Origin of the sequence: Enterobacter cloacae complex sp. IR5402 (assembly GCF_049238125.1) — a bacterium.
In the GTDB taxonomy this organism is placed as follows: Bacteria; Pseudomonadota; Gammaproteobacteria; order Enterobacterales; family Enterobacteriaceae; genus Enterobacter; species Enterobacter hormaechei_C.
This window is the reverse complement of the sequence record NZ_JBMKHO010000001.1, coordinates 414,025-434,524: the sequence shown is the minus strand read 5'-3', so window position 1 is coordinate 434,524 and position 20,500 is coordinate 414,025. Positions and strand designations below refer to the sequence as shown.

The window sequence follows — 20,500 nt, the reverse complement described above, 5'->3', positions numbered from 1 at the left end:
GTAGATTGCCACTCCGTGGGACCGCTACCATGGAAAATAATGTGAACGCAAAAATTAAAAAACTCATCAATCATATCTACGGTGAATCATTTTCAGATGCACACCTTAACGTGTTATTAACTAAGCTTGAAAAAGCGGCGGCTAATATTACGGAAAAGCGTAAGTCAGGCTGGGATGAAAAAGACGTTGTGCTGATTACCTATGCCGATCAGTTCTCCACAAAAGGGGAGCAAGCGTTGCCGGTATTTACCCGGTTCTATAATGAATGGCTTTCTCGTACGTTTTCCCATGTCCATCTGTTACCTTTTTATCCGTGGTCTTCGGATGATGGATTTTCCGTCATTGATTATCACGAGGTTGCTCCTGAAACAGGAACCTGGCGAGATGTCGCGGAATTAAAACAGTCAGCCAGCTTAATGTTTGACTTCGTTTGCAATCATATGTCAGCGAAAAGCGAATGGTTTGCTAATTATCTTGCGCAGAAGCCGGGCTACGAAGATTTCTTTATTTCTGTCGACCCCGAAACCGATTTATCCGCGGTGACGCGTCCACGCGCATTACCGCTGCTGACGCCGTTCACGCTTCATGATGGCAGCGTTCGTCATCTGTGGACCACATTCAGCGATGACCAGATCGATCTCAATTTCGCCTCGCCGCAGGTGCTGATTGCCATGGTTGACGTTCTGCTCCATTACCTCATGGAAGGGGCGCGTTATATCCGTCTGGATGCGGTCGGGTTTATGTGGAAGATCCCGGGAACCACCTGTATCCATCTGGAACAAACCCATTGCCTTATCCAGCTGTTCCGCGCCATTACGGACGCTGTGGCGCCTGGAACGGTGATCATCACTGAGACAAATGTTCCCCACAAAGACAATGTCTCTTACTTCGGTGATGGTGAAAATGAAGCCCAGATGGTCTATCAGTTTTCCTTACCTCCGCTGGTGCTGCATGCTGTTCATCGTCAGGATGTTAAAGCCCTATGCCAGTGGGCGGGGTCACTGGCGCTGCCTTCAACTCATACCACCTGGTTTAATTTCCTGGCCTCGCATGATGGTATCGGTTTGAACCCGTTACGCGGCATCCTTCCGGAATCAGAGATCCTCTCGCTGGTTGAAAAGCTTCAGCAGGAAGGCGCGCTGGTCAACTGGAAAAATAATCCTGACGGTACGCGAAGCCCCTATGAAATTAATGTCACATATCTTGATGCGTTGAGTTTGCGAGACAGCTCAGATGATGAGCGCATTGCGCGGTTCATCCTGGCGCATGCTGTGTTGTTAAGTTTTCCTGGCGTACCGGCTGTATATATTCAAAGCATTCTCGGTTCGCGTAACGATTATGAAGGTGTCGAACGTCTTGGATATAACCGCGCAATAAACAGGAAGAAATACACCGCAGGTCAGGTTGATCTGGAACTCAATAATAAGAAGAGTATTCGTTATCAAATTTATTCTCGTTTGAGTGAGCTTATTGCTATTCGTCGCGGCGTGAGTGCGTTCCATCCGGATAGTCAGGCTATTTTTGACGCAATCGGCGAACATATTCTTAAAATTGTTCGTGTTGCTGAAAATGGCGAGCGAATGACAGCATTATTTAATTTTAGCAATAAAATGCAGACCATTTATGGACAAACGCTCTTTGGTAGGGAATTACTATCAGGACACGATATTAGCGGTACGGAACTGAACCTCAATCCATGGCAGGTAATGTGGATTAAAGAAAACTAAAAAGGACCCTAAAATGAAAATGCCCAAAATTGTGCTGTTATCAGCACTGGTTTCGTGCGCCCTGTTATCAGGCTGTAAGGACGATAAAGCATCTCAGGTCACCATTGAGTTTATGCACTCGTCGGTAGAACAGGAGCGTCAGGCAGTTATTACGAAACTGATCGAAAAATTCGAGAAAGAGAACCCGACTATTACGGTGAAACAGGTACCCGTTGAGGAAGATGCCTATAACACCAAGGTCATTACGTTGGCCCGTACCGGCGCGCTGCCGGAAGTGATTGAAGTCAGCCATGACTACGCCAAAGTCATGGATAAAGAGCAACTGCTGGACCGTGACGCGATCGGCAACGCGATTAAAGCCGTCGGTGAAGATACCTTTTATGACGGCATTTTACGCGTTGTTCGCACTGAAGACGGCAAGGCATGGACGGGGGTGCCGGTTAGCGCCTGGCTGTCCGGCGTCTGGTATCACAAAGATGAGCTCGCGGCAGCAGGAATCGAAGAACCGCACACCTGGGAGCAACTGCTGAAGGCCAGTCAGTCGCTCAACGATCCGGCGAAAAAACATTACGGTATCGCGCTGCCAACCGCAGAAAGCGTCATGACCGAGCAGGCTTTCTCGCAGTTTGCGTTGTCAGGCGGAGCCAACGTCTTTGATGCAAACGGCAACGTGAAAATCGATACCCCTGAAATGTCGAAAGCGCTGGCGTTTTATCGGGCACTGGCCGCGAACACCATGCCGGGCTCGAATGATGTTATGGAGATCAAAGACGCCTTCATGAACGGTTCTGCGCCGATGGCCGTTTATTCCACCTATATCCTGCCCGCGGTCTACAAAGATGGCAATCCGGCCAACCTGGGGTTCGTGGTCCCGACAGAAAAATCATCAGCCGTGTACGGCATGATCACCTCGTTGACGATCACGACCGGCCAGACCGAAGAGGAAACGCAGGCGGCAGAAAAATTTGTGACCTGGATGGAGCAGGCTCAAAACGCGTCTGACTGGGTGATGATGTCCCCTGGTGCGGCGCTGCCGGTGAACAAACTCGTGGTGGGCACTGAGAGCTGGAAAAACAACGACGTGATCAAAGCCTTTGGTCAACTGCCTTACGAGCTGATTGCGCAGTTCCCGAACGTCCAGGTATTTGGCGCCGTAGGCGACAAAAACTTTACCCGCATGGGAGATGTTACCGGGTCCGGCATTATCAGTTCCATGGTGCATAACGTAACAGTGGGACAAAAAGATCTCAATGCGACGTTAAGCAACAGCCAGAAGAAACTGACTGACCTGATCTCACAACGATAGGAGCGCTTTGCGAAGGGAATTATGAAGACGTTGTTTTCTGGTCGTTCAGATATGCCTTTCGCCATGCTGCTGTTGGCCCCCAGCCTGATTTTGCTGGGGGGCCTGGTGGCCTGGCCAATGATTTCCAACATTGAAATCAGTTTTTTACGTTTACCGCTGAACCCGCGTATTGATGCGATGTTCGTCGGCCTGGATAACTACATTCGCATTCTGGGCGATGCTGCGTTCTGGCACTCCCTGTGGATGACGTTCTGGTATACGGCGCTGGTCGTACTCGGCAGCACCGGGTTGGGACTGGCCGTAGCGATCTTCTTTAACCGTGAATTCCGCATGCGGAAAACGGCACGTTCACTGGTGATTCTGTCCTACGTGACGCCGTCTATTTCACTAGTATTTGCCTGGAAATACATGTTCAACAACGGCTACGGGATTGTGAACTACCTGGGCGTTGATCTGCTGCATCTCTACGATCAGGCGCCGCTGTGGTTCGATAATCCTGGCAGCAGTTTTGTCCTGGTTGTGCTGTTCGCCATCTGGCGTTACTTCCCGTACGCCTTTATCTCGTTCCTCGCAATTTTGCAGACCATTGATAAATCATTGTACGAAGCGGCAGAGATGGACGGGGCGAATGCCTGGCAGCGTTTTCGTATCGTGACGTTGCCCGCCATCATGCCGGTGCTGGCCACGGTGGTCACGCTGCGAACCATCTGGATGTTCTACATGTTTGCGGATGTGTATCTGCTCACCACCAAGGTCGACATTCTGGGCGTATATCTCTACAAAACCGCCTTTGCGTTCAATGACCAGGGTAAAGCAGCCGCCATTTCCGTTGTGCTGTTTGTGATCATCTTCGCGGTCATTCTGCTGACCAGAAAAAGGGTAAACCTCAATGGCAACAAATAAACGCGTTCTGGGCCGTATCGGTTTTTATCTGGGACTGGCGGTATTCCTGATTATCACGCTGTTTCCGTTTTTTGTAATGTTGATGACGTCATTCAAAAGCGCGAAAGAGGCGATCTCGCTGCACCCGACCATTCTGCCGCAGGAGTGGACGCTACAGCACTACATCGACATCTTTAACCCGCTGATTTTCCCGTTTGTGGATTACTTCCGTAACAGCATGGTGGTGTCGCTGACCTCCTCGGTCATTGCGGTGTTTCTCGGCACGCTGGGCGCATATGCGTTATCCAAACTGCGCTTTAAAGGGCGTACGACGATCAATGCGAGCTTCTACACCGTCTATATGTTCTCCGGGATCCTGCTGGTGGTGCCGCTGTTCAAAATCATCACCGCGCTCGGCATTTATGACACCGAACTGGCGCTGATCATCACCATGGTGACGCAGACGTTGCCTACCGCGGTCTTTATGCTGCGCAGCTATTTCGACACCATCCCGGACGAAATCGAAGAAGCCGCGATGATGGACGGCCTGAACCGCCTGCAAATCATCTTCCGCATCACCGTCCCGCTGGCGATCTCAGGTCTGGTGTCGGTCTTTGTCTACTGCTTCATGGTGGCGTGGAATGACTATCTGTTCGCCTCCATTTTCCTGTCCAGCGCCAGCAACTTCACGTTGCCGGTGGGGCTGAACACGCTCTTCAGTACGCCAGATTACATCTGGGGTCGCATGATGGCGGCATCGCTGGTAACGGCACTTCCGGTCGTCATTATGTATGCCCTGTCTGAACGTTTCATTAAAAGTGGTTTGACCGCCGGCGGCGTGAAGGGCTGAGGCGGCCGATATTAACAAGGAGTCAGTCATGAAAAAATTAGTTGCGACAGCGCCTCGTGTAGCGGCGCTGGTGGAATACGAAGATCGTCCTGTTGCAGCACATGAGGTGAAGATTCGTGCCCGTTATGGTGCCCCGAAACACGGCACCGAAGTCGTGGATTTCCGCGCGGCAAGCCCGTTCATCGATGAAGAGTTCAACGCTGAGTGGCAGATGTTTACCCCGCGTGAAAAAGGTGCAGCGCGCGGCATCGAATTTGGTAAATTCCAGCTGGGGAACATGATCGTCGGCGACATTATCGAATGTGGTGCGGACGTGACGGAATACCAGATCGGCGACAGCGTCTGCTGCTACGGCCCGTTGCAGGAAACGGTCATCGTAAACGCGGTGAACAACTATAAGCTGCGCAAAATGCCGCAGGGCGCATCCTGGAAAAACGCCGTTTGCTACGATCCGGCGCAGTTCGCCATGAGCGGCGTGCGTGATGCTAATGTCCGCGTAGGGGATTTCGTCGTGGTTGTGGGGCTGGGCGCGATTGGCCAGATTGCGATTCAGCTGGCGAAAAAAGCCGGCGCGTCAGTGGTTATTGGTGTCGATCCTATCGAACATCGCTGTGAGATCGCCCGCCGTCACGGTGCAGACCACTGCCTGAACCCAATCGGTACCGATGTCGGTCTGGAAATTAAGAAACTGACCGGCAAGCAGGGCGCCGATGTGATCATCGAAACCAGCGGATTTGCAGATGCGCTGCAATCTGCGCTGCGCGGTCTCGCCTACGGTGGAACGATCTCCTACGTGGCTTTCGCCAAGCCGTTTGCGGCAGGCTTCAACCTTGGTCGCGAAGCACACTTCAATAACGCCAAAATTGTCTTCTCCCGCGCATGCAGTGAACCCAACCCGGATTATCCGCGCTGGAGCCGCAAGCGTATTGAAGAGACCTGCTGGGAATTGCTGATGAACGGTTATCTCAATTGCGAAGATCTGATCGACCCGGTCGTCACCTTCACCACCAGCCCGGAAAGCTATATGAAGTATGTCGATCAGCACCCGGAACTCAGTATCAAAATGGGCGTCACTTTTTAAGCTAAGGACAGCAATCATGAAAATCGCAACACAAAACCAGGCCTTTTTCCCGACCGCTATCATGGAAAAATTCGAATACATCAAAGCGATGGGATTTGATGGCTACGAAATTGATGGCCGACTGCTGGTGGAAAACCTCGACGAAGTAAAAGCGGCTATCAAAGCCACCGGCCTGCCGGTCACGACGGCCTGTGGCGGATACGATGGCTGGATCGGGGATTTCATTGAAGAACGCCGCCTGAACGGTCTACAGCAGATTGAACGCATTCTGGAAGCGCTGGCAGAAGTGGGCGGAAAGGGGATTATCGTTCCGGCTGCCTGGGGGATGTTTACCTTCCGTCTGCCGCCAATGACTTCGCCACGTAGTCTGGACGGCGATCGCAAAGCGGTCAGCGCTTCCCTGCGCTGGCTGGATGAGGTGGCAGCGCGCACCGGTACTACCGTCTACCTGGAGCCGCTGAACCGCTATCAGGATCATATGATCAACACTCTGGCCGACGCGCGTCGTTATATCGAAGAGAACGGCCTGAAGCACGTGCAGATCATCGGTGATTTCTACCATATGAATATTGAAGAAGACTCCCTGACGGAAGCGTTGCATCAGAACCGCGACCTGCTGGGTCATGTGCACATTGCTGATAACCACCGCTATCAGCCGGGCAGCGGCAGCCTCGATTTCGCCAGCCTGTTCGATCAGCTGCGTGCCGATAATTATCAGGGTTACGTCGTGTACGAGTGCCGGGTGCGTGCCGACGATCCGGCTCAGGCCTATAAGGACTCTCTCACTTACTTGCGTGAATGCTAAGGATGACAAGCGTGATGAGTGCTTCTACACCTTTGCCTCTGCGCGTCGCCATCATTGGCGCCGGGCAGGTTGCAGACAAAGTGCATGCCTCGTATTACGCCACGCGCAGTGATGTTCAAATGGTGGCTGTCATGGACAGCCGCCTTGAGCAGGCACAGGCGTTCGCGGAACGTTATGCTATTCCATCGGCATGGCAGGACGCTCACGAGATGTTGCAGGAAGTAAAACCGGATGTGGTGAGCGTCTGTTCGCCTAACCGGTTCCATTTTGAACATGTGATGGCGGCTCTCGAAGCAGGTTGTCATGTGATGTGTGAAAAGCCGCCGGCGATGACGCCGCACCAGGCGGATGAGATGCGTCTCGCGGCGCGCAAGGCCGGAAAAGTCCTCGCGTACGATTTTCACCATCGCTTTGCGCTGGATACCCAGCTCCTGCGCGATGCGGTAATGAACGGAACGCTCGGTGAAATTTACTTCACCTCCGCGCAGGCGCTGCGTCGTTGCGGTGTGCCGGGGTGGGGCGTTTTCACCAATAAATCGCTCCAGGGCGGCGGGCCGCTGATCGATATCGGCATTCACATGCTGGATGCCGCGATGTATGTGCTGGGTTTCCCGACCGTGAAACGGGTAACCGCGCACAGCTTCCAGAGACTGGGGAACCGTAAACACACCGGCCAGTTTGGCGAATGGGATCCTGCACAGTTTACCGTGGAGGATGTCCTGTTTGGCACGATTGAGTTTTGCAACGGTGGCATTCTGCGTCTGGACACCTCTTTTGCGCTTAATATCCGCGAGCAGTCGATCATGAACGTCTCTTTCTGCGGTGAGAAGGCGGGTGCAACGCTGTTCCCGGCACACATTTATAACGACGAAGCCGGAGTTTTACAGACGCTGACCCAGCGGGAGGAGGCTGACGGTCGCCGACATCTGCGCAGTATGGATGCGTTTGTTCGCCACGTAATGGGCGAGCCGGTCATGATTGCCGATGCGGAGCAGGGGCTGGTGATCCAGCAATTAGTCGCGGCGTTATATGAAGCCGCGGAAACAGGGGAAAGCGTGACGTTATGCTGAACCAGTCTGTATTAACCGATCCGGGCTTTTGCCCGCATAGCCTGAATAAGTACGCGTCCATTATGGCCTGCGGCAATGGCTACATGGGCATTCGCGCCACGCATGAAGAAGATTACACCCAGCAGACCAGAGGCATGTATCTCGCGGGGCTGTATCATCGCGCGGGACGCAACGAAACCACAGAGCTGATCAATCTGCCGGATGTCACCGGGGTTGAAGTTGAGCTGGACGGCGTCAATTTCACGCTCCTTTCAGGCGAAATTCTTGAGTGGCAACGCGAGCTGGCCTTTGCTAACGGCGAACTGCATCGTAACGTTGTCTGGCGTTCGCCGGACGGAAAACGCTATCGCCTCGAGAGCCGTCGTTTTGTTTCGCTGGACCAGTTGCCCTTAGTGGCAATGCAGCTCTCGATTACACCGCTTGATGGCGCCGCTCAGGCCGTGCTGAAAACCGGCATAGATGCGACACAGACGAACAGCGGCAGGCAGCATCTGGATGAAATCTCGGTCAGGGTTTTTGACCAGCACTACATGCAGGGTGTGTATGAAACGCAGGACCGGGCGTCTGAAGTTGTTGTTTCGGCGTTTTGTCAGCTCTCCGCTCAGAGCGACAGCTGTTTCACCGCCAAAAATCGTCGCCTCAGCGTTCATCATTCTCTGACTATCTCGCAAGGTGACACCGTCACGCTTGAGAAGATCGTCTGGCTGACCCATCGCAGCGATAAAGCGCTCTCACAGGAGTCTTTCGCCCGCAACGCGCTGGCCGATCTCAAAGTCTGCGCGGCAAGAGGCTACGATGCGTTGCTTGAAAGCTCAGCGTACGCCTGGGAAGCGGTCTGGCGTGACGCTCGGGTGGAAGTGACTTGTGCAGAACAGCAGGATCAGCTTGCACTGGATTATGCCGTCTGGCACCTGACGACAATGACGCCAGCCCATAGCGAAAGAAGCAGCATTGCCGCGAAAGGGCTGACGGGGGAAGGGTACAAAGGGCACGTCTTCTGGGATACCGAAATTTTCCTGTTGCCGTTCCATCTGTTTACCCGTCCACAGATTGCCCGCAGCCTGCTGCGCTATCGCTGGCTGAATCTTTCTGGCGCGCGTGAAAAAGCACGCCGTAACGGTTGGCCGGGCGCGTTGTTCCCGTGGGAAAGCGCCGCCAGCGGAGAGGAAGAGACGCCAGAATTCGCAGCCATTAACATCCGCACCGGGGTTCGCCAGAAGGTCGCCTCCGCACTCGCTGAACACCACATCGTGGCTGATATTGCCTGGGCCGTTGTCGCTTACTGGCAGGCAACACACGACGATGCCTTTATGCGCAATGAGGGTCTGACGCTGCTGATGGAAACCGCTTCGTTCTGGATGGGACGCGCGACGGAAATTAATGGTCGTCTTGAGATCCATGACGTGATCGGACCGGATGAATACACCGAGCATGTCAACAACAACGCTTACACCAACTATCTGGCCTGGCACAACGTGGCCTGCGCGCGTCAGTTTATGGCGAAATTTGGGCGTGAAGATGCGCGTTTTACGGAGAATGCCGGTAAGTTCCTGGCGCGCCTGTGGCTGCCAGAGGCCGACGCAGAGGGTGTGATCCCGCAGGATGATACCTTCATGGCAAAACCTGCCATCGATCTGAGCCGCTATAAAGCCAAAGCGGGTAAGCAAACCATTCTGCTTGATTACTCTCGCGCGGAAGTGAACGAGATGCAGATCCTGAAGCAGGCCGACGTGGTGATGCTTAACTACCTGCTGCCGGAACGGTTTACGCCGCAGCAATGTGCCGCCAATCTGGCGTTCTACGAGCCACGCACGATCCATGATTCATCCCTGAGTAAAGCCATTCACGGCATTGTGCTCGCACGCTGCGGTGACACCGAGGGGGCGTATGCCTTCTGGCGCGATGGGATTGCCATCGACCTGGGGGACGACCCGCACAGCAGTGATGACGGTATTCATGCCGCCGCCACCGGTGCGATCTGGTTGGGCGCCATTCAGGGATTTGCTGGCCTGCACATTAGCGAAGGGGAGCTGCATCTTGCGCCGAAGCTGCCTGCTCACTGGCAGAAACTCGCCTTCCCGCTGCGGTGGCGGGGCGCAACAATACACATTACCTGTGAAGATGACCTGTTAACCATTGAAACCACCGCACCTGTCACGTTGACGCTGTGGGGTAAAACGCTGCATGTATCAGGGCGAAAGGTCTGTGAGCGTAAGGACTTTCTTGTACCTGTTAATGGGACCGCTACCACGGAGGGGCGCCATGACGCTTAACGCTGTTGTATTCGATCTGGACGGGGTGATCACCGATACCGCGCATCTTCACTTTCTGGCCTGGCGCGCCGTGGCGGAGGAGATTGGTATCACCTTCGACGAAGTATTTAACGAACAGCTGAAGGGAATAAGCCGTATGGACTCCCTCCAGCGCATTCTGATACATGGCGGGAAAGAGGGGATGTTCAGTGACGAGCAGCGCCTGGCGCTGGCGACGAAAAAAAACGCGCTTTACGTCCAGTCGCTGGCATCACTGAAGCAGGATTCGCTGCTGCCGGGTATTCGCGACGTGCTGGCGGATATTCGCGCCGCGAAGGTCAAAATTGGCCTGGCATCCGTATCGCTTAATGCTCCTGGGATTTTGCACGCGTTGGGTATTCATCAGGCTTTCGATTTTTGCGCCGATGCTTCGCGTATTAGCCGCTCAAAGCCGGACCCGGAAATCTTCCTTGCGGCCTGTAAAGGACTGAACGTGCGTCCTGAAGAGGCCATTGGTATCGAAGATGCCGCCGCAGGGGTAGATGCGATCAACGCCGCAGGAATGCTGTCGGTCGGGATTGGGCCTGGCCTGAACCATGCGGGATTACAACTTCATTCAACGCAGGAACTGACCTGGGAACGCCTGACGGCGTTCTGGGCATCCCGGGCGTATTGATAAGGAATTAATAATGGCTCAACTGTCTCTGAAACACATTCAGAAAATTTATGATAACCAAGTCCACGTGGTGAAGGATTTCAACCTCGAAATTGAAGACAAAGAATTTATCGTCTTCGTCGGTCCATCGGGTTGTGGGAAATCCACGACGCTGCGAATGATTGCCGGCCTCGAGGAGATCAGCGCGGGTGAACTGATTATTGACGGGGTTTGCATGAATGATGTTCCCGCCAAGTCCCGTGATATCGCGATGGTCTTCCAGAACTATGCGCTCTATCCGCATATGACGGTCTACGACAACATGGCGTTTGGCCTGAAAATGCAAAAAATTGCGCCCTCCGTCATTGAAGAACGCGTTACCTGGGCGGCACAGATCCTGGGCTTGCGCGATTATCTCCAGCGTAAACCTGGCGCGTTGTCCGGCGGTCAGCGTCAGCGCGTGGCGTTAGGCAGGGCGATAGTGCGCGAAGCGGGGGTGTTCCTGATGGATGAGCCCTTATCCAACCTCGATGCCAAACTTCGTGTGCAGATGCGCGCTGAAATCAGCAAGCTGCATCAGAAGCTTAATACCACCATGATTTACGTGACGCACGATCAGACGGAAGCCATGACGATGGCGACCCGCATCGTGATTTTAAAGGACGGCATCATTCAGCAGGTGGGCGCGCCGAAGCAGGTCTACAACGAGCCGGCGAATATGTTCGTTGCAGGATTTATTGGCTCACCGGCGATGAACTTCATTCGTGGCGCAATCGACGACCGCTATTTTGTGACGGAAACGCTGCGTCTGGAGATCCCGGAGGACAAGCTGGCCGTACTGAATGCGCAAGGTTACCAGCGTAAAGCGGTTGTCTTTGGGATCCGTCCGGAAGATATTCTCACCGTACAGCGAAGCGGCGAAAACATCACGGCGAAGATCAGCGTTGCTGAGCTGACCGGGGCTGAATTTATGCTTTATGCCACCGTGGGTGGGCATGAACTGGTTGTCCGTGCGGGAGCGGCGGATGATTACGTTGCCGGAGATAATATCGGCATCCAGTTCGACATGAATAAGTGCCATTTCTTCGATGCTGATACTGAAACAGCTATTAGATAAGAAAGGTGTTCGCCGGAAATGAAAGTTTCCGGTTTTTTGTATGTTAATTATAAAGGAATATTTTAATGAGTACTCTACTAAGAAGTGCTGCGCTCGTCCTGTGCGCAGGGGTGAGCTGCGCGCAAGCAACTGAATCAGCCAAACAGTGGGAATTTAATATTGGCGCCATGTATGAAATTGAAAACGTCGAAGGTCAGGCAGACGATAAAGATGGATTATATGAACCCTCCGTGTGGTTTAATGCCACTTGGGATGCATGGACCATTTCGCTGGCTATGTATCAGGAAGGGCCGGTTGATTACAGTAGCATGACGCGCGGCACCTATTTCGATCGTCCCGAAGTAGAATTACGCTATCGTATTATTGGTACCGATGATTTCACGCTGGGACTGACGGGTGGTTTCCGTAATTACAGCTATCATTTCAAAGATGAGGATGGCGCGAAAGCGGGCAGCGCAAATATGCAGCGCTATAAAATTCAACCGGACTGGGATGTAAAATTAACCGATGACTGGCGTTTTGGCGGATGGTTTGCCATGTACCAGTTTGCGAATGACCTGGCAAAAACCGGTTATTCTGACAGCCGTGTTGAAACGGAAACCGGTTTTACCTGGACAATTAACGAAACCGTCTCTGCAAAAGTTAATTACTATTTAGAGCGGGGTTTCAATATGGACAGTTCACGTAATAACGGTGAATTCTCCACTCAGGAAATTCGCGCCTATCTGCCGATTTCATTGGGTCAGACGACGCTAACGCCTTATACCCGTCTGGGACTCGATCGCTGGTCAAACTGGGACTGGCAAGACGATCCTGAGCGTGAAGGACATGATTTCAACCGTTTGGGTATGCTGTACGCCTATGATTTTAACAATGGTTTATCCATGACGCTGGAATATGCCTACGAATGGGAAAACCATGACGAAGGGGAAAGTGACCGCTTCCACTATGCCGGTATCGGCGTGAATTACGCGTTTTGATAACACTTCACCAGGGGCGTTTGCCCCTGGTTTTTAGCGTAATGAAGCCGCATCTGAAAAATGCGTTTCAACCAATACCTTATGCGGGGCAGGTTTACCCGCAATGCACCTGAACAACAAATCGCAGCTCTCTTCGCCCAGCTTTCTCGTGGGGATATCAAAACCGCCTGGTGCAGGGGTTAAAATGAGAGATAGCATCGGGTCGCTGTATCCTGCCATTGCGACCTGTTCCGGGATCGTCAGATTTAGCTCATCCGCGGCACGATAAAGACTCAGCAATTTCATGCTGTCCGTCGCAAAAACCGCATCGGGCGGGTTGTCTGATGAGAGTAGCTGACAGGCCGCCTGAAGCGCGCTTTCATGGGTATATCCGCCATCAATAACCCAGTCCGGATTAATCGCAATACCGTGCTTCTCAAGGCTCGATTTATAGCCCGCCAGGCGATCGATAGAAACGTGATAATCGAGCGGGGCATGCAGGCAGGCAATTTTAGTGCGACCATGTTTGATAAATGAGTCGGTTAATATGGCGCTGTCGTGGAAATTATCCGTGTCGACAGAATAGATATTCTGGTAATTGCCTTCCACTTTACCAATAACGACCACGGGCACACCGTATTCGTCCAGCGTCGCGAAAAAAGACTCGTTCGCCGGCGAGCTTAGCATGATGATCCCTTTGATCATCTTCTGCTTTATTTTACCCACGCATTTTTGCAGATCATCTTCGCTGCTTTTGGACGTTTGTAAAATAACATCAAAACCTTCTTCTTCTGCTTTTGCCGTTATGGCATGCAGTACATCAGAGAAAAACGGATTCCCTGCGGTGGTTTTGGTTGAACGGGTCGAAATAACCATAATGGCGTCGAAGCCAGAAGAGGTGAGTGCGCGGGCAAGTTTATTCGGTTGATAATTTAATTCTTCTATCGCCTTCAACACCTTTTCGCGCGCTTCAGGAGAAATATTCGTTTGTTTATTCAGAACGCGCGACACGGTTGATTTCGAAACGCCAGCAACGCGGGCAATATCATAGATGGTGGGTGACATACACCTTACTCACTCCAGACGGACAGCAATTGCGCCCATCTTACTGGAGAGAAAACGGCAATAGCAATAATTAAGAATTGATAATCAACGATCTGCCCCAATTTACTGTATTCTGAAGTGACTTTTTTCAGGGTACCAGGCAATGAAGGACGGCGATGAAGCGACTTAAAAACGAATTCAATTCTCTGGTGAACCGTGGCGTTGATCGCCATTTGCGTCTTGCCGTGACGGGGCTGAGCCGCAGCGGTAAGACAGCATTCATTACGGCGATGGTCAATCAGCTGTTGAACCTGCATGCAGGGGCGCGCCTGCCACTGCTTAGCGCAGTGCGCGAGGAGCGGTTGCTGGGGGTGAAACGCGTACCGCAACGTGATTTTGGCATCCCCCGTTTCACCTATGATGAAGGTCTGGCGCAGTTATACGGGGAACCTCCCGCCTGGCCCACCCCGACGCGTGGCGTGAGCGAAATCCGTCTTGCGCTGCGTTTCCGCTCGAATGAATCCCTGATGCGTCACTTCAAAGAAACGTCCACGCTCTATCTCGAAATTGTGGATTATCCGGGAGAATGGCTGCTCGATTTACCGATGCTGGCGCAGGATTACCTGAACTGGTCCCGACAGATGACCGGTTTGTTGCAGGGGCAGCGGGCAGAGTGGTCGACCCAATGGCGCCAGCTTTGCGAAGGGCTGGACCCGCTGGCGCCGGCGGATGAAAACCGTCTGGCCGTCATAGCCGAAGCCTGGACGGATTACCTGCATCAGTGCAAGCAGGAGGGGGTGCATTTCATTCAGCCGGGCCGCTTCGTTCTGCCGGGTGATTTAGCCGGTGCTCCAGCGCTACAGTTTTTCCCGTGGCCGGACGTTGACAGCATCGGCGAATCGAAACTGGCGCAGGCGGACAAGACCACCAACGCCGGTATGCTCCGCGAGCGATACAATTATTACTGTGAGAAGGTGGTTAAGGGCTTTTATAAAAATCACTTTTTACGCTTTGACCGCCAGATCGTGCTGGTGGACTGCCTGCAACCGCTCAACAGCGGGCCGCAGGCGTTCAATGATATGCGGCTGGCGCTGACGCAGCTGATGCAAAGCTTTCATTATGGCCAGCGTACGCTGTTTCGCCGTTTGTTCTCGCCGGTCATCGACAAGCTGCTGTTTGCCGCCACAAAAGCTGACCATGTGACGGTCGATCAGCACGCCAACATGGTATCCCTGCTGCAACAGCTGGTGCAGGATGCCTGGCAGAATGCGGCCTTCGAAGGGATCAGCATGGACTGTCTGGGGCTGGCGTCCGTACAGGCAACGCAGAGTGGGTTGATTGACCTGAATGGCGAGAAAATTCCGGCCCTGCGGGGCAACCGTCTCAGCGACGGTGAGCCGCTCACGGTCTATCCGGGGGAAGTTCCGGCGCGTCTGCCGGGCCAGGCATTCTGGCAAAGCCAGGGTTTTCAGTTCGAAGCCTTCCGTCCGCAGAGCATGAACGTTGACCAGCCATTGCCGCATATCCGTCTGGATGCTGCGCTGGAGTTTTTAATTGGAGATAAATTGCGATGACGGAACCGTTAAAACCACGCATTGATTTTACCGGCCAGCTTGAGCAGACGCCCCATGAGGCGTTCAAAACGGCGCAAACCTTCAGCGGCCCGCAGGCTGACAACTTTGCTCCCGTGCTGGCAGACGAGCCGATGGTTGAAGAGGGGCAGGCGGAAGCGGTGGTTGATGCGGCACTGCGCCCGAAACGCAGCCTGTGGCGTAAGATGGTGACCGCCGGGTTAGCCCTTTTTGGTGTGAGCGTAATCGGCCAGGGCGTGCAGTGGGGCGTCAATGCCTGGCAAACGCAGGACTGGGTGGCGCTGGGGGGATGCGCCGCCGGGGCGTTGATTGTTGGTGCGGGCGTTGGCTCAGTCGTCAGCGAGTGGCGTCGCCTCTGGCGTTTGCGTCAGCGTGCCCACGAACGCGATGAAGCGCGGGATCTGCTGCACAGTCACGGCACAGGAAAAGGGCGTGCTTTTTGTGAAAAGCTTGCGGCTCAGGCCGGGATAGATCACTCTCACCCGGCGCTTCAGCGCTGGTATGCGGCGATCCACGAAACCCAGAATGACCAGGAAGTGGTCACGCTCTATGCGCACATTGTTCAGCCGGTACTGGATGCGCAGGCTCGTCGTGAGATCAGCCGTTCGGCGGCGGAATCTACCCTGATGATCGCCGTCAGTCCGCTGGCAATGGTGGACATGGCCTTTATCGCCTGGCGCAACCTGCGTCTGATCAACCGCATCGCCAGGCTGTACGGCATTGAGCTTGGCTATTACAGCCGACTGCGCCTGTTCAAACTGGTGTTGCTGAATATCGCCTTCGCCGGGGCAAGCGAACTGGTACGGGAGGTCGGGATGGACTGGATGTCGCAGGATCTTGCGGCGCGTCTCTCTGCCCGGGCGGCGCAGGGGATTGGTGCCGGTCTGCTGACGGCACGCCTGGGTATCAAAGCGATGGAGGTTTGTCGTCCACTCCCCTGGATCGATGGCGATAAGCCGCGGCTGGGGGATTTCCGTCGCGAATTGATTGGCCAGCTTAAAGAGACGCTCAATAAAAAACCTGCTCAGTGAGGTTTTGTTTACTAATCGTGCGGGCTGTCAATATTTGTTGACAGCCACCTTCCCGAACACCGTGATCTGACATATCATTTTACTGTTATTGGCTTAAACGGTGAATTTCCCATGCGTCTGGAAGTCTTTTGTGAGGACCGTCTCGGTCTGACCCGCGAGTTACTCGATCTTCTTGTTTTACGTAGCATTGATTTACGTGGCATAGAGATCGACCCTGTCGGGCGAATTTACCTCAATTTTGCCGAAATTGAATTTAATACCTTCAGTAGCCTGATGGCGGAAATCCGCCGTATCGCTGGCGTTACGGATGTACGCACCATCCCCTGGATGCCGTCCGAGCGGGAACATCTTGCGCTGAGCGCGCTGCTGGAAGCAATGCCGGAGCCGTTTCTCTCTCTCGATCTGAAAAATAAAGTCGAGCGCGTTAACCAGGCCAGCTGCCAGCTGTTTGCGCAGACTCAGGAAAAACTTATCGGGCACCACGCCACGCAACTGATCACCGGTTTTAATTTCCAGCGCTGGCTGGACAGCAACCCGCAAAATACCCATAGCGAGCATGTCGTCATCAACGGACAGAATTTCCTGATGGAGATCACGCCGGTCTACCTGAAAGGGGAAAATGCCGCGCGGGTGCTGACCGGCGCAGTGATCATGCTGCGCTCCACGGTGCGAATGGGGCGTCAGTTACAGAACCTTTCCAGCCAGGACGTCGGCGCATTCAGCCAGATTATTGCGGTGAGCCCGAAGATGCGTCATGTGATCGACCAGGCGCGCAAGCTGGCAAATCTTACGGCGCCGCTGCTGATTACCGGGGATACCGGTACGGGGAAAGATCTGCTGGCGCATGCTGTGCACATGGCCAGCCCGCGTGCGCCAAAACCGTATCTGGCGCTGAACTGCGCCTCTATTCCTGAAGATGCCGTTGAAAGTGAGCTGTTCGGGCATGCGCCGGAAGGTAAAAAAGGCTTCTTTGAACAGGCGAATGGCGGCTCGGTGCTGCTGGACGAGATTGGCGAAATGTCGCCACGCATGCAGGCGAAACTGCTGCGTTTCCTCAATGACGGCACGTTCCGCCGCGTGGGGGAAGATCATGAAGTTCACGTGGACGTGCGCGTCATCTGCGCCACCCAGAAAAACCTGGTGGAGCTGGTGCAGAAAGGGGTATTCCGCGAAGATCTCTACTATCGTCTCAACGTTCTGACGCTCAATATTCCGCCGCTGCGCGATTGCCCACAGGACATCATGCCGTTGACAGAACTGTTCGTGGCCCGTTTTGCCGATGAGCAGGGCGTGCCGCGTCCGAAGCTCTCTGCCGACCTGGGCACCGTGCTGACGCGTTACGGCTGGCCGGGCAATATTCGTCAGCTTAAAAATGCGGTCTATCGCGCATTAACTCAGCTTGAAGGGTATGAACTGCGCCCTCAGGATATTCTATTGCCGGATTACGATGCCGGGACGGTCTCGGTAGGCGAAGAGGCAATGGAAGGCTCGCTGGATGACATCACCAGCCGTTTCGAGCGTTCGGTGTTAACGCAGCTATATCGCAGCTATCCGAGCACGCGCAAGCTGGCTAAACGTCTTGGGGTGTCACATACCGCGATTGCGAATAAGTTGCGCGAGTATGGGTTAAATCAGAAGAAGGGTGACGAATAAATAAAAAAGCCTCTTTGCAGAGGCTTTTTTACGTTTAGGCTTTAAGCGCCTCAAGTGCAGCGGTGTAATCCGGTTCGGTAGTGATTTCGTTCACCAGTTCACTGAAAACAACGTTGTCGTTTTCGTCGATCACCAGCACCGCACGAGCAGCCAGACCTTTCAGCGCGCCTTCGGAAATGGCAACACCGTATTTTTCCAGGAAATCCGGGCTGCGCAGAGTGGATAGGGTGATGACGTTGCTCAGGCCTTCAGCGCCGCAGAAGCGGGACTGGGCAAACGGCAGGTCAGCAGAAATGCACAGCACTACGGTGTTGTCCATTTCGGTCGCCAGCTGGTTGAATTTACGCACTGATGCAGCGCAAACGCCAGTATCGATGCTTGGGAAAATGTTCAGGACTTTACGCTTGCCAGCAAACTGGCTCAGCGTGACGTCAGACAGATCTTTAGCCACCAGAGTAAAAGGCTGTGCTTTGCTGCCAGACTGTGGGATGGAACCTGCAACAGCAACCGGGTTGCCCTGGAAATGAACGAGTTGTGACATAGATATCTTCCTGTTTACAAATAGTTAACGTCGTGGCTAGTGTATGTCATCCGCAGTTAGCACGGCAAACCAATTTTCTGCCTTTCCGGCCTGCAAGGAGTCAGTGATGAGAAGCGTTAAGGTCTATGAAGAAGCCTGGCCATTGCACACCCCGTTTGTGATCTCGCGCGGCAGCCGTAATGAGGCCTGCGTGGTCGTGGTTGAATGTGAAGAGGACGGCGTAAAAGGCGTCGGAGAATGTACCCCTTATCCTCGCTACGGAGAAAGCTTGGCGTCAGTCATGGCGCAAATTATGACGGTGGTGCCCGAGTTGCAGGCGGGCCTGACGCGTGAGGCTCTTCAGCTTCGGTTGCCGGCCGGCGCGGCACGCAACGCGATTGACTGCGCACTCTGGAGTCTGGAAGCGGCGAAACGACAAAAACCGCTGCCTGCGCTGCTGGACGTTACGCTGCCGCAATCGATCGTCACCGCGCAAACGGTGGTCATCGGTGAACCAGAGCAAATGGCCGCCAGCGCTCAGGCGTTGTATGCCACAGGTGCAACATTATTAAAGGTGAAGCTCGACGATCGTCTGATTAGCGAACGCATGGTCGCCATTCGTGCGGCGGTACCTGATGCCACTCTTATCGTCGATGCGAACGAATCATGGCACAGCGAAGGGCTGGCAGCCCGTTGTCAGCTGCTTGCCGATCTGGGCGTTGCCATGCTGGAGCAACCCCTCCCGGCAGAAGACGATGCCGCGCTGGCGAATTTTATTCATCCGCTTCCCGTCTGTGCAGACGAAAGCTGTCATACCCGTGAGAGCCTGTCAGCCCTCAAGGGACGTTACGAAATGGTGAACATTAAGCTGGATAAAACAGGTGGATTAACCGAGGCTCTGGCTCTGGCACAAGATGCGCAGGCGCAAGGCTTTGCTCTGATGCTGGGCTGTATGTTGTGTACGTCCAGAGCGATCGGCGCTGCACTCCCGCTGGTGAACAGCGTGCGCTTTGCCGATCTGGACGGCCCAACCTGGCTGGCGGTTGACGTCTCACCCGCGCTGAATTTTACCTCCGGCGTACTTCATCTTTGAGGCTGCCAGCGCAGGAGATCTGTCATCGCCCGCAGGTATTTTTCGCTCGCTTCATCCGAGGAGATGGGCGGAAACTCTGCGGTGATACAGTGAAGGCTGAGGTCTGCGCACCAGCTGCCAAACGACCCGGGTGTTTCATAGCCAACGCTGCTCACCAGAGGTAGAGCAAACGCATCCGCCAGCCACTGCCCGAGCGCCGTATGACGAGGATCTTCAATACAGGCGAGGGGATCGTGGAAAGAGATAACCCAGGCCGGGTGGATCTTATGAATAAGCTGGCATAGCGCCTGAGTCTCCGGTTCGGAACCGGGTTTGTCTCCCGTGAGCAGGACCACATCTCGCTCCTGCGCCGAACTGTTCCAGCGATACACCGTTTCACCGGCGCGCCAGTTTGCCGCCGGGAAGTTCCTGTTCAGGTCAACGCCGCGTGCATTCGCCCGCAATCCAAGCTGACAACCGTCCGGGTTGACGGTCAAAATCACATGATGACGTCGTAAATCGGGGGCCAGCGTACGTAGCGCGCACGAGAGTGTCACGACAGACGAGTTTTCATCGCCATGCGTGCCTGCAATGATTAAGCCGCTATTGCGATCGGCCTCGGGGGCCGGAAACCAGATCAGCGGCGCGCCTAAAAATGAGCGTCCATAATGTTCAGTTCCGGGCGGGAAGGCGCCGCGTTCCGTTCTTGGTCGGGTAGTTGCCATAGTAAACCCTGATGATAAAGTCACTTCTGGCAGTGTTGTGCAAAAGCCGCGCTTAATCAAATAGTTTCCGTGTGTGTGGAAAATTGCCTGACATCAACTTTCCGGAGGAAGCATTTGCATTTCTCCGTTTCGAAACAAATAATTACGCATCTGTCTGTT

The 20,500-nt window shown here is 54.0% G+C and carries 18 protein-coding genes; 15 read left to right on the top strand and 3 right to left on the bottom strand.

The features are described from left to right. The first annotated feature begins 29 nt into the window (after nucleotides 1-29). The 11 genes from ACOTXL_RS02100 (at nucleotide 30) to ACOTXL_RS02050 (ending at nucleotide 12,725) form a co-directional block, all read left to right on the top strand. The gene (locus tag ACOTXL_RS02100) at nucleotides 30-1,727 is read left to right on the top strand and encodes a sugar phosphorylase (RefSeq protein ID WP_045350838.1); all 1,698 of its coding nucleotides are present in this window, start codon (nucleotides 30-32) and stop codon (nucleotides 1,725-1,727) included. A gap of 13 nt (nucleotides 1,728-1,740) precedes the next feature. Further along, entirely contained in the window at nucleotides 1,741-3,033 is a 1,293-nt protein-coding gene (locus ACOTXL_RS02095) for an ABC transporter substrate-binding protein (protein ID WP_045350837.1), read from the top strand. Between the two features lie 21 nt (nucleotides 3,034-3,054). Then, nucleotides 3,055-3,936, top strand: coding sequence for a carbohydrate ABC transporter permease (locus tag ACOTXL_RS02090; protein ID WP_045350835.1), 882 nt, complete (start codon nucleotides 3,055-3,057; stop codon nucleotides 3,934-3,936). Next, nucleotides 3,923-4,765, top strand: a complete 843-nt coding sequence (locus ACOTXL_RS02085; protein WP_003856865.1) for a carbohydrate ABC transporter permease — start codon at nucleotides 3,923-3,925, stop codon at nucleotides 4,763-4,765. The genes ACOTXL_RS02090 and ACOTXL_RS02085 overlap by 14 nt, the downstream gene beginning before the upstream one ends. A gap of 28 nt (nucleotides 4,766-4,793) precedes the next feature. Further along, the gene (locus tag ACOTXL_RS02080; RefSeq protein WP_003856866.1) at nucleotides 4,794-5,846 is read left to right on the top strand and encodes a zinc-dependent alcohol dehydrogenase; all 1,053 of its coding nucleotides are present in this window, start codon (nucleotides 4,794-4,796) and stop codon (nucleotides 5,844-5,846) included. A 16-nt stretch (nucleotides 5,847-5,862) separates the two neighbouring features. Continuing rightward, complete coding sequence (locus ACOTXL_RS02075; protein WP_003856868.1) at nucleotides 5,863-6,651, top strand: sugar phosphate isomerase/epimerase family protein; 789 nt, start codon at nucleotides 5,863-5,865, stop codon at nucleotides 6,649-6,651. A gap of 11 nt (nucleotides 6,652-6,662) precedes the next feature. Beyond that, the gene (locus tag ACOTXL_RS02070; protein ID WP_086532029.1) at nucleotides 6,663-7,721 is read left to right on the top strand and encodes a Gfo/Idh/MocA family protein; all 1,059 of its coding nucleotides are present in this window, start codon (nucleotides 6,663-6,665) and stop codon (nucleotides 7,719-7,721) included. Then, a complete protein-coding gene (locus ACOTXL_RS02065; protein WP_045350834.1) occupies nucleotides 7,715-9,994 on the top strand; it encodes a glycoside hydrolase family 65 protein in 2,280 nt (759 codons plus the stop codon). The genes ACOTXL_RS02070 and ACOTXL_RS02065 overlap by 7 nt, the downstream gene beginning before the upstream one ends. Further along, a complete protein-coding gene (pgmB, locus tag ACOTXL_RS02060; RefSeq protein WP_045350833.1) occupies nucleotides 9,984-10,649 on the top strand; it encodes a beta-phosphoglucomutase in 666 nt (221 codons plus the stop codon). The genes ACOTXL_RS02065 and pgmB overlap by 11 nt, the downstream gene beginning before the upstream one ends. Nucleotides 10,650-10,662: 13 nt before the next feature. Further along, complete coding sequence (locus tag ACOTXL_RS02055; RefSeq protein WP_003856876.1) at nucleotides 10,663-11,745, top strand: ABC transporter ATP-binding protein; 1,083 nt, start codon at nucleotides 10,663-10,665, stop codon at nucleotides 11,743-11,745. A gap of 65 nt (nucleotides 11,746-11,810) precedes the next feature. Continuing rightward, nucleotides 11,811-12,725 carry an OmpG family monomeric porin gene (locus tag ACOTXL_RS02050; protein ID WP_023314240.1) on the top strand — a complete coding sequence of 305 codons (915 nt, stop codon included), beginning with the start codon at nucleotides 11,811-11,813 and terminating at the stop codon, nucleotides 12,723-12,725. 33 nt (nucleotides 12,726-12,758) lie between these two features. On the opposite strand, the gene ACOTXL_RS02045 is transcribed toward ACOTXL_RS02050, so the two are convergent. Then, complete coding sequence (locus ACOTXL_RS02045; protein WP_003856881.1) at nucleotides 12,759-13,769, bottom strand: LacI family DNA-binding transcriptional regulator; 1,011 nt, start codon at nucleotides 13,767-13,769, stop codon at nucleotides 12,759-12,761. Nucleotides 13,770-13,924: 155 nt separating this feature from the next. On the opposite strand from ACOTXL_RS02045, the gene ACOTXL_RS02040 reads away from it, so the two are divergent. From ACOTXL_RS02040 to tyrR, 3 genes are all read left to right on the top strand, one after another. Continuing rightward, nucleotides 13,925-15,322 (top strand): YcjX family protein, encoded by a 1,398-nt coding sequence (locus ACOTXL_RS02040; protein ID WP_045625998.1) that lies wholly within the window; start codon nucleotides 13,925-13,927, stop codon nucleotides 15,320-15,322. Continuing rightward, nucleotides 15,319-16,371 carry a YcjF family protein gene (locus ACOTXL_RS02035; RefSeq protein WP_032609317.1) on the top strand — a complete coding sequence of 351 codons (1,053 nt, stop codon included), beginning with the start codon at nucleotides 15,319-15,321 and terminating at the stop codon, nucleotides 16,369-16,371. The genes ACOTXL_RS02040 and ACOTXL_RS02035 overlap by 4 nt, the downstream gene beginning before the upstream one ends. A 111-nt stretch (nucleotides 16,372-16,482) precedes the next feature. Further along, nucleotides 16,483-18,024, top strand: a complete 1,542-nt coding sequence (gene tyrR / locus ACOTXL_RS02030; RefSeq protein WP_045350832.1) for a transcriptional regulator TyrR — start codon at nucleotides 16,483-16,485, stop codon at nucleotides 18,022-18,024. A gap of 34 nt (nucleotides 18,025-18,058) precedes the next feature. Here tyrR and tpx read toward each other — a convergent pair whose 3' ends face one another. Further along, complete coding sequence (gene tpx, locus ACOTXL_RS02025; protein WP_003856889.1) at nucleotides 18,059-18,565, bottom strand: thiol peroxidase; 507 nt, start codon at nucleotides 18,563-18,565, stop codon at nucleotides 18,059-18,061. Nucleotides 18,566-18,671: 106 nt separating this feature from the next. Between tpx and ycjG the strand changes: the two genes are divergently transcribed. Next, nucleotides 18,672-19,637, top strand: coding sequence for an L-Ala-D/L-Glu epimerase (ycjG, locus tag ACOTXL_RS02020; protein WP_023324778.1), 966 nt, complete (start codon nucleotides 18,672-18,674; stop codon nucleotides 19,635-19,637). On the opposite strand, the gene mpaA is transcribed toward ycjG, so the two are convergent. Next, nucleotides 19,628-20,341 (bottom strand): murein tripeptide amidase MpaA, encoded by a 714-nt coding sequence (gene mpaA / locus ACOTXL_RS02015; protein WP_023303816.1) that lies wholly within the window; start codon nucleotides 20,339-20,341, stop codon nucleotides 19,628-19,630. The genes ycjG and mpaA overlap by 10 nt on opposite strands. Nucleotides 20,342-20,500: the final 159 nt, after the last annotated feature.

Bases quoted from the DNA above. Each gene is read 5' to 3' on its own strand.
- ACOTXL_RS02035 (WP_032609317.1), top strand. From the start codon at position 15,319: ATGACGGAACCGTTAAAACCACGCATTGATTTTACCGGCCAGCTTGAG.
- ACOTXL_RS02045 (WP_003856881.1), bottom strand. From the start codon at position 13,769: ATGTCACCCACCATCTATGATATTGCCCGCGTTGCTGGCGTTTCGAAA.
- ACOTXL_RS02090 (WP_045350835.1), top strand. From the start codon at position 3,055: ATGAAGACGTTGTTTTCTGGTCGTTCAGATATGCCTTTCGCCATGCTG.
- ACOTXL_RS02040 (WP_045625998.1), top strand. From the start codon at position 13,925: ATGAAGCGACTTAAAAACGAATTCAATTCTCTGGTGAACCGTGGCGTT.
- ACOTXL_RS02075 (WP_003856868.1), top strand. From the start codon at position 5,863: ATGAAAATCGCAACACAAAACCAGGCCTTTTTCCCGACCGCTATCATG.
- ACOTXL_RS02065 (WP_045350834.1), top strand. From the start codon at position 7,715: ATGCTGAACCAGTCTGTATTAACCGATCCGGGCTTTTGCCCGCATAGC.
- ACOTXL_RS02080 (WP_003856866.1), top strand. From the start codon at position 4,794: ATGAAAAAATTAGTTGCGACAGCGCCTCGTGTAGCGGCGCTGGTGGAA.
- ACOTXL_RS02085 (WP_003856865.1), top strand. From the start codon at position 3,923: ATGGCAACAAATAAACGCGTTCTGGGCCGTATCGGTTTTTATCTGGGA.
- ACOTXL_RS02050 (WP_023314240.1), top strand. From the start codon at position 11,811: ATGAGTACTCTACTAAGAAGTGCTGCGCTCGTCCTGTGCGCAGGGGTG.
- tyrR (WP_045350832.1), top strand. From the start codon at position 16,483: ATGCGTCTGGAAGTCTTTTGTGAGGACCGTCTCGGTCTGACCCGCGAG.
- tpx (WP_003856889.1), bottom strand. From the start codon at position 18,565: ATGTCACAACTCGTTCATTTCCAGGGCAACCCGGTTGCTGTTGCAGGT.
- ycjG (WP_023324778.1), top strand. From the start codon at position 18,672: ATGAGAAGCGTTAAGGTCTATGAAGAAGCCTGGCCATTGCACACCCCG.
- mpaA (WP_023303816.1), bottom strand. From the start codon at position 20,341: ATGGCAACTACCCGACCAAGAACGGAACGCGGCGCCTTCCCGCCCGGA.
- ACOTXL_RS02095 (WP_045350837.1), top strand. From the start codon at position 1,741: ATGAAAATGCCCAAAATTGTGCTGTTATCAGCACTGGTTTCGTGCGCC.
- ACOTXL_RS02055 (WP_003856876.1), top strand. From the start codon at position 10,663: ATGGCTCAACTGTCTCTGAAACACATTCAGAAAATTTATGATAACCAA.
- ACOTXL_RS02100 (WP_045350838.1), top strand. From the start codon at position 30: ATGGAAAATAATGTGAACGCAAAAATTAAAAAACTCATCAATCATATC.
- pgmB (WP_045350833.1), top strand. From the start codon at position 9,984: ATGACGCTTAACGCTGTTGTATTCGATCTGGACGGGGTGATCACCGAT.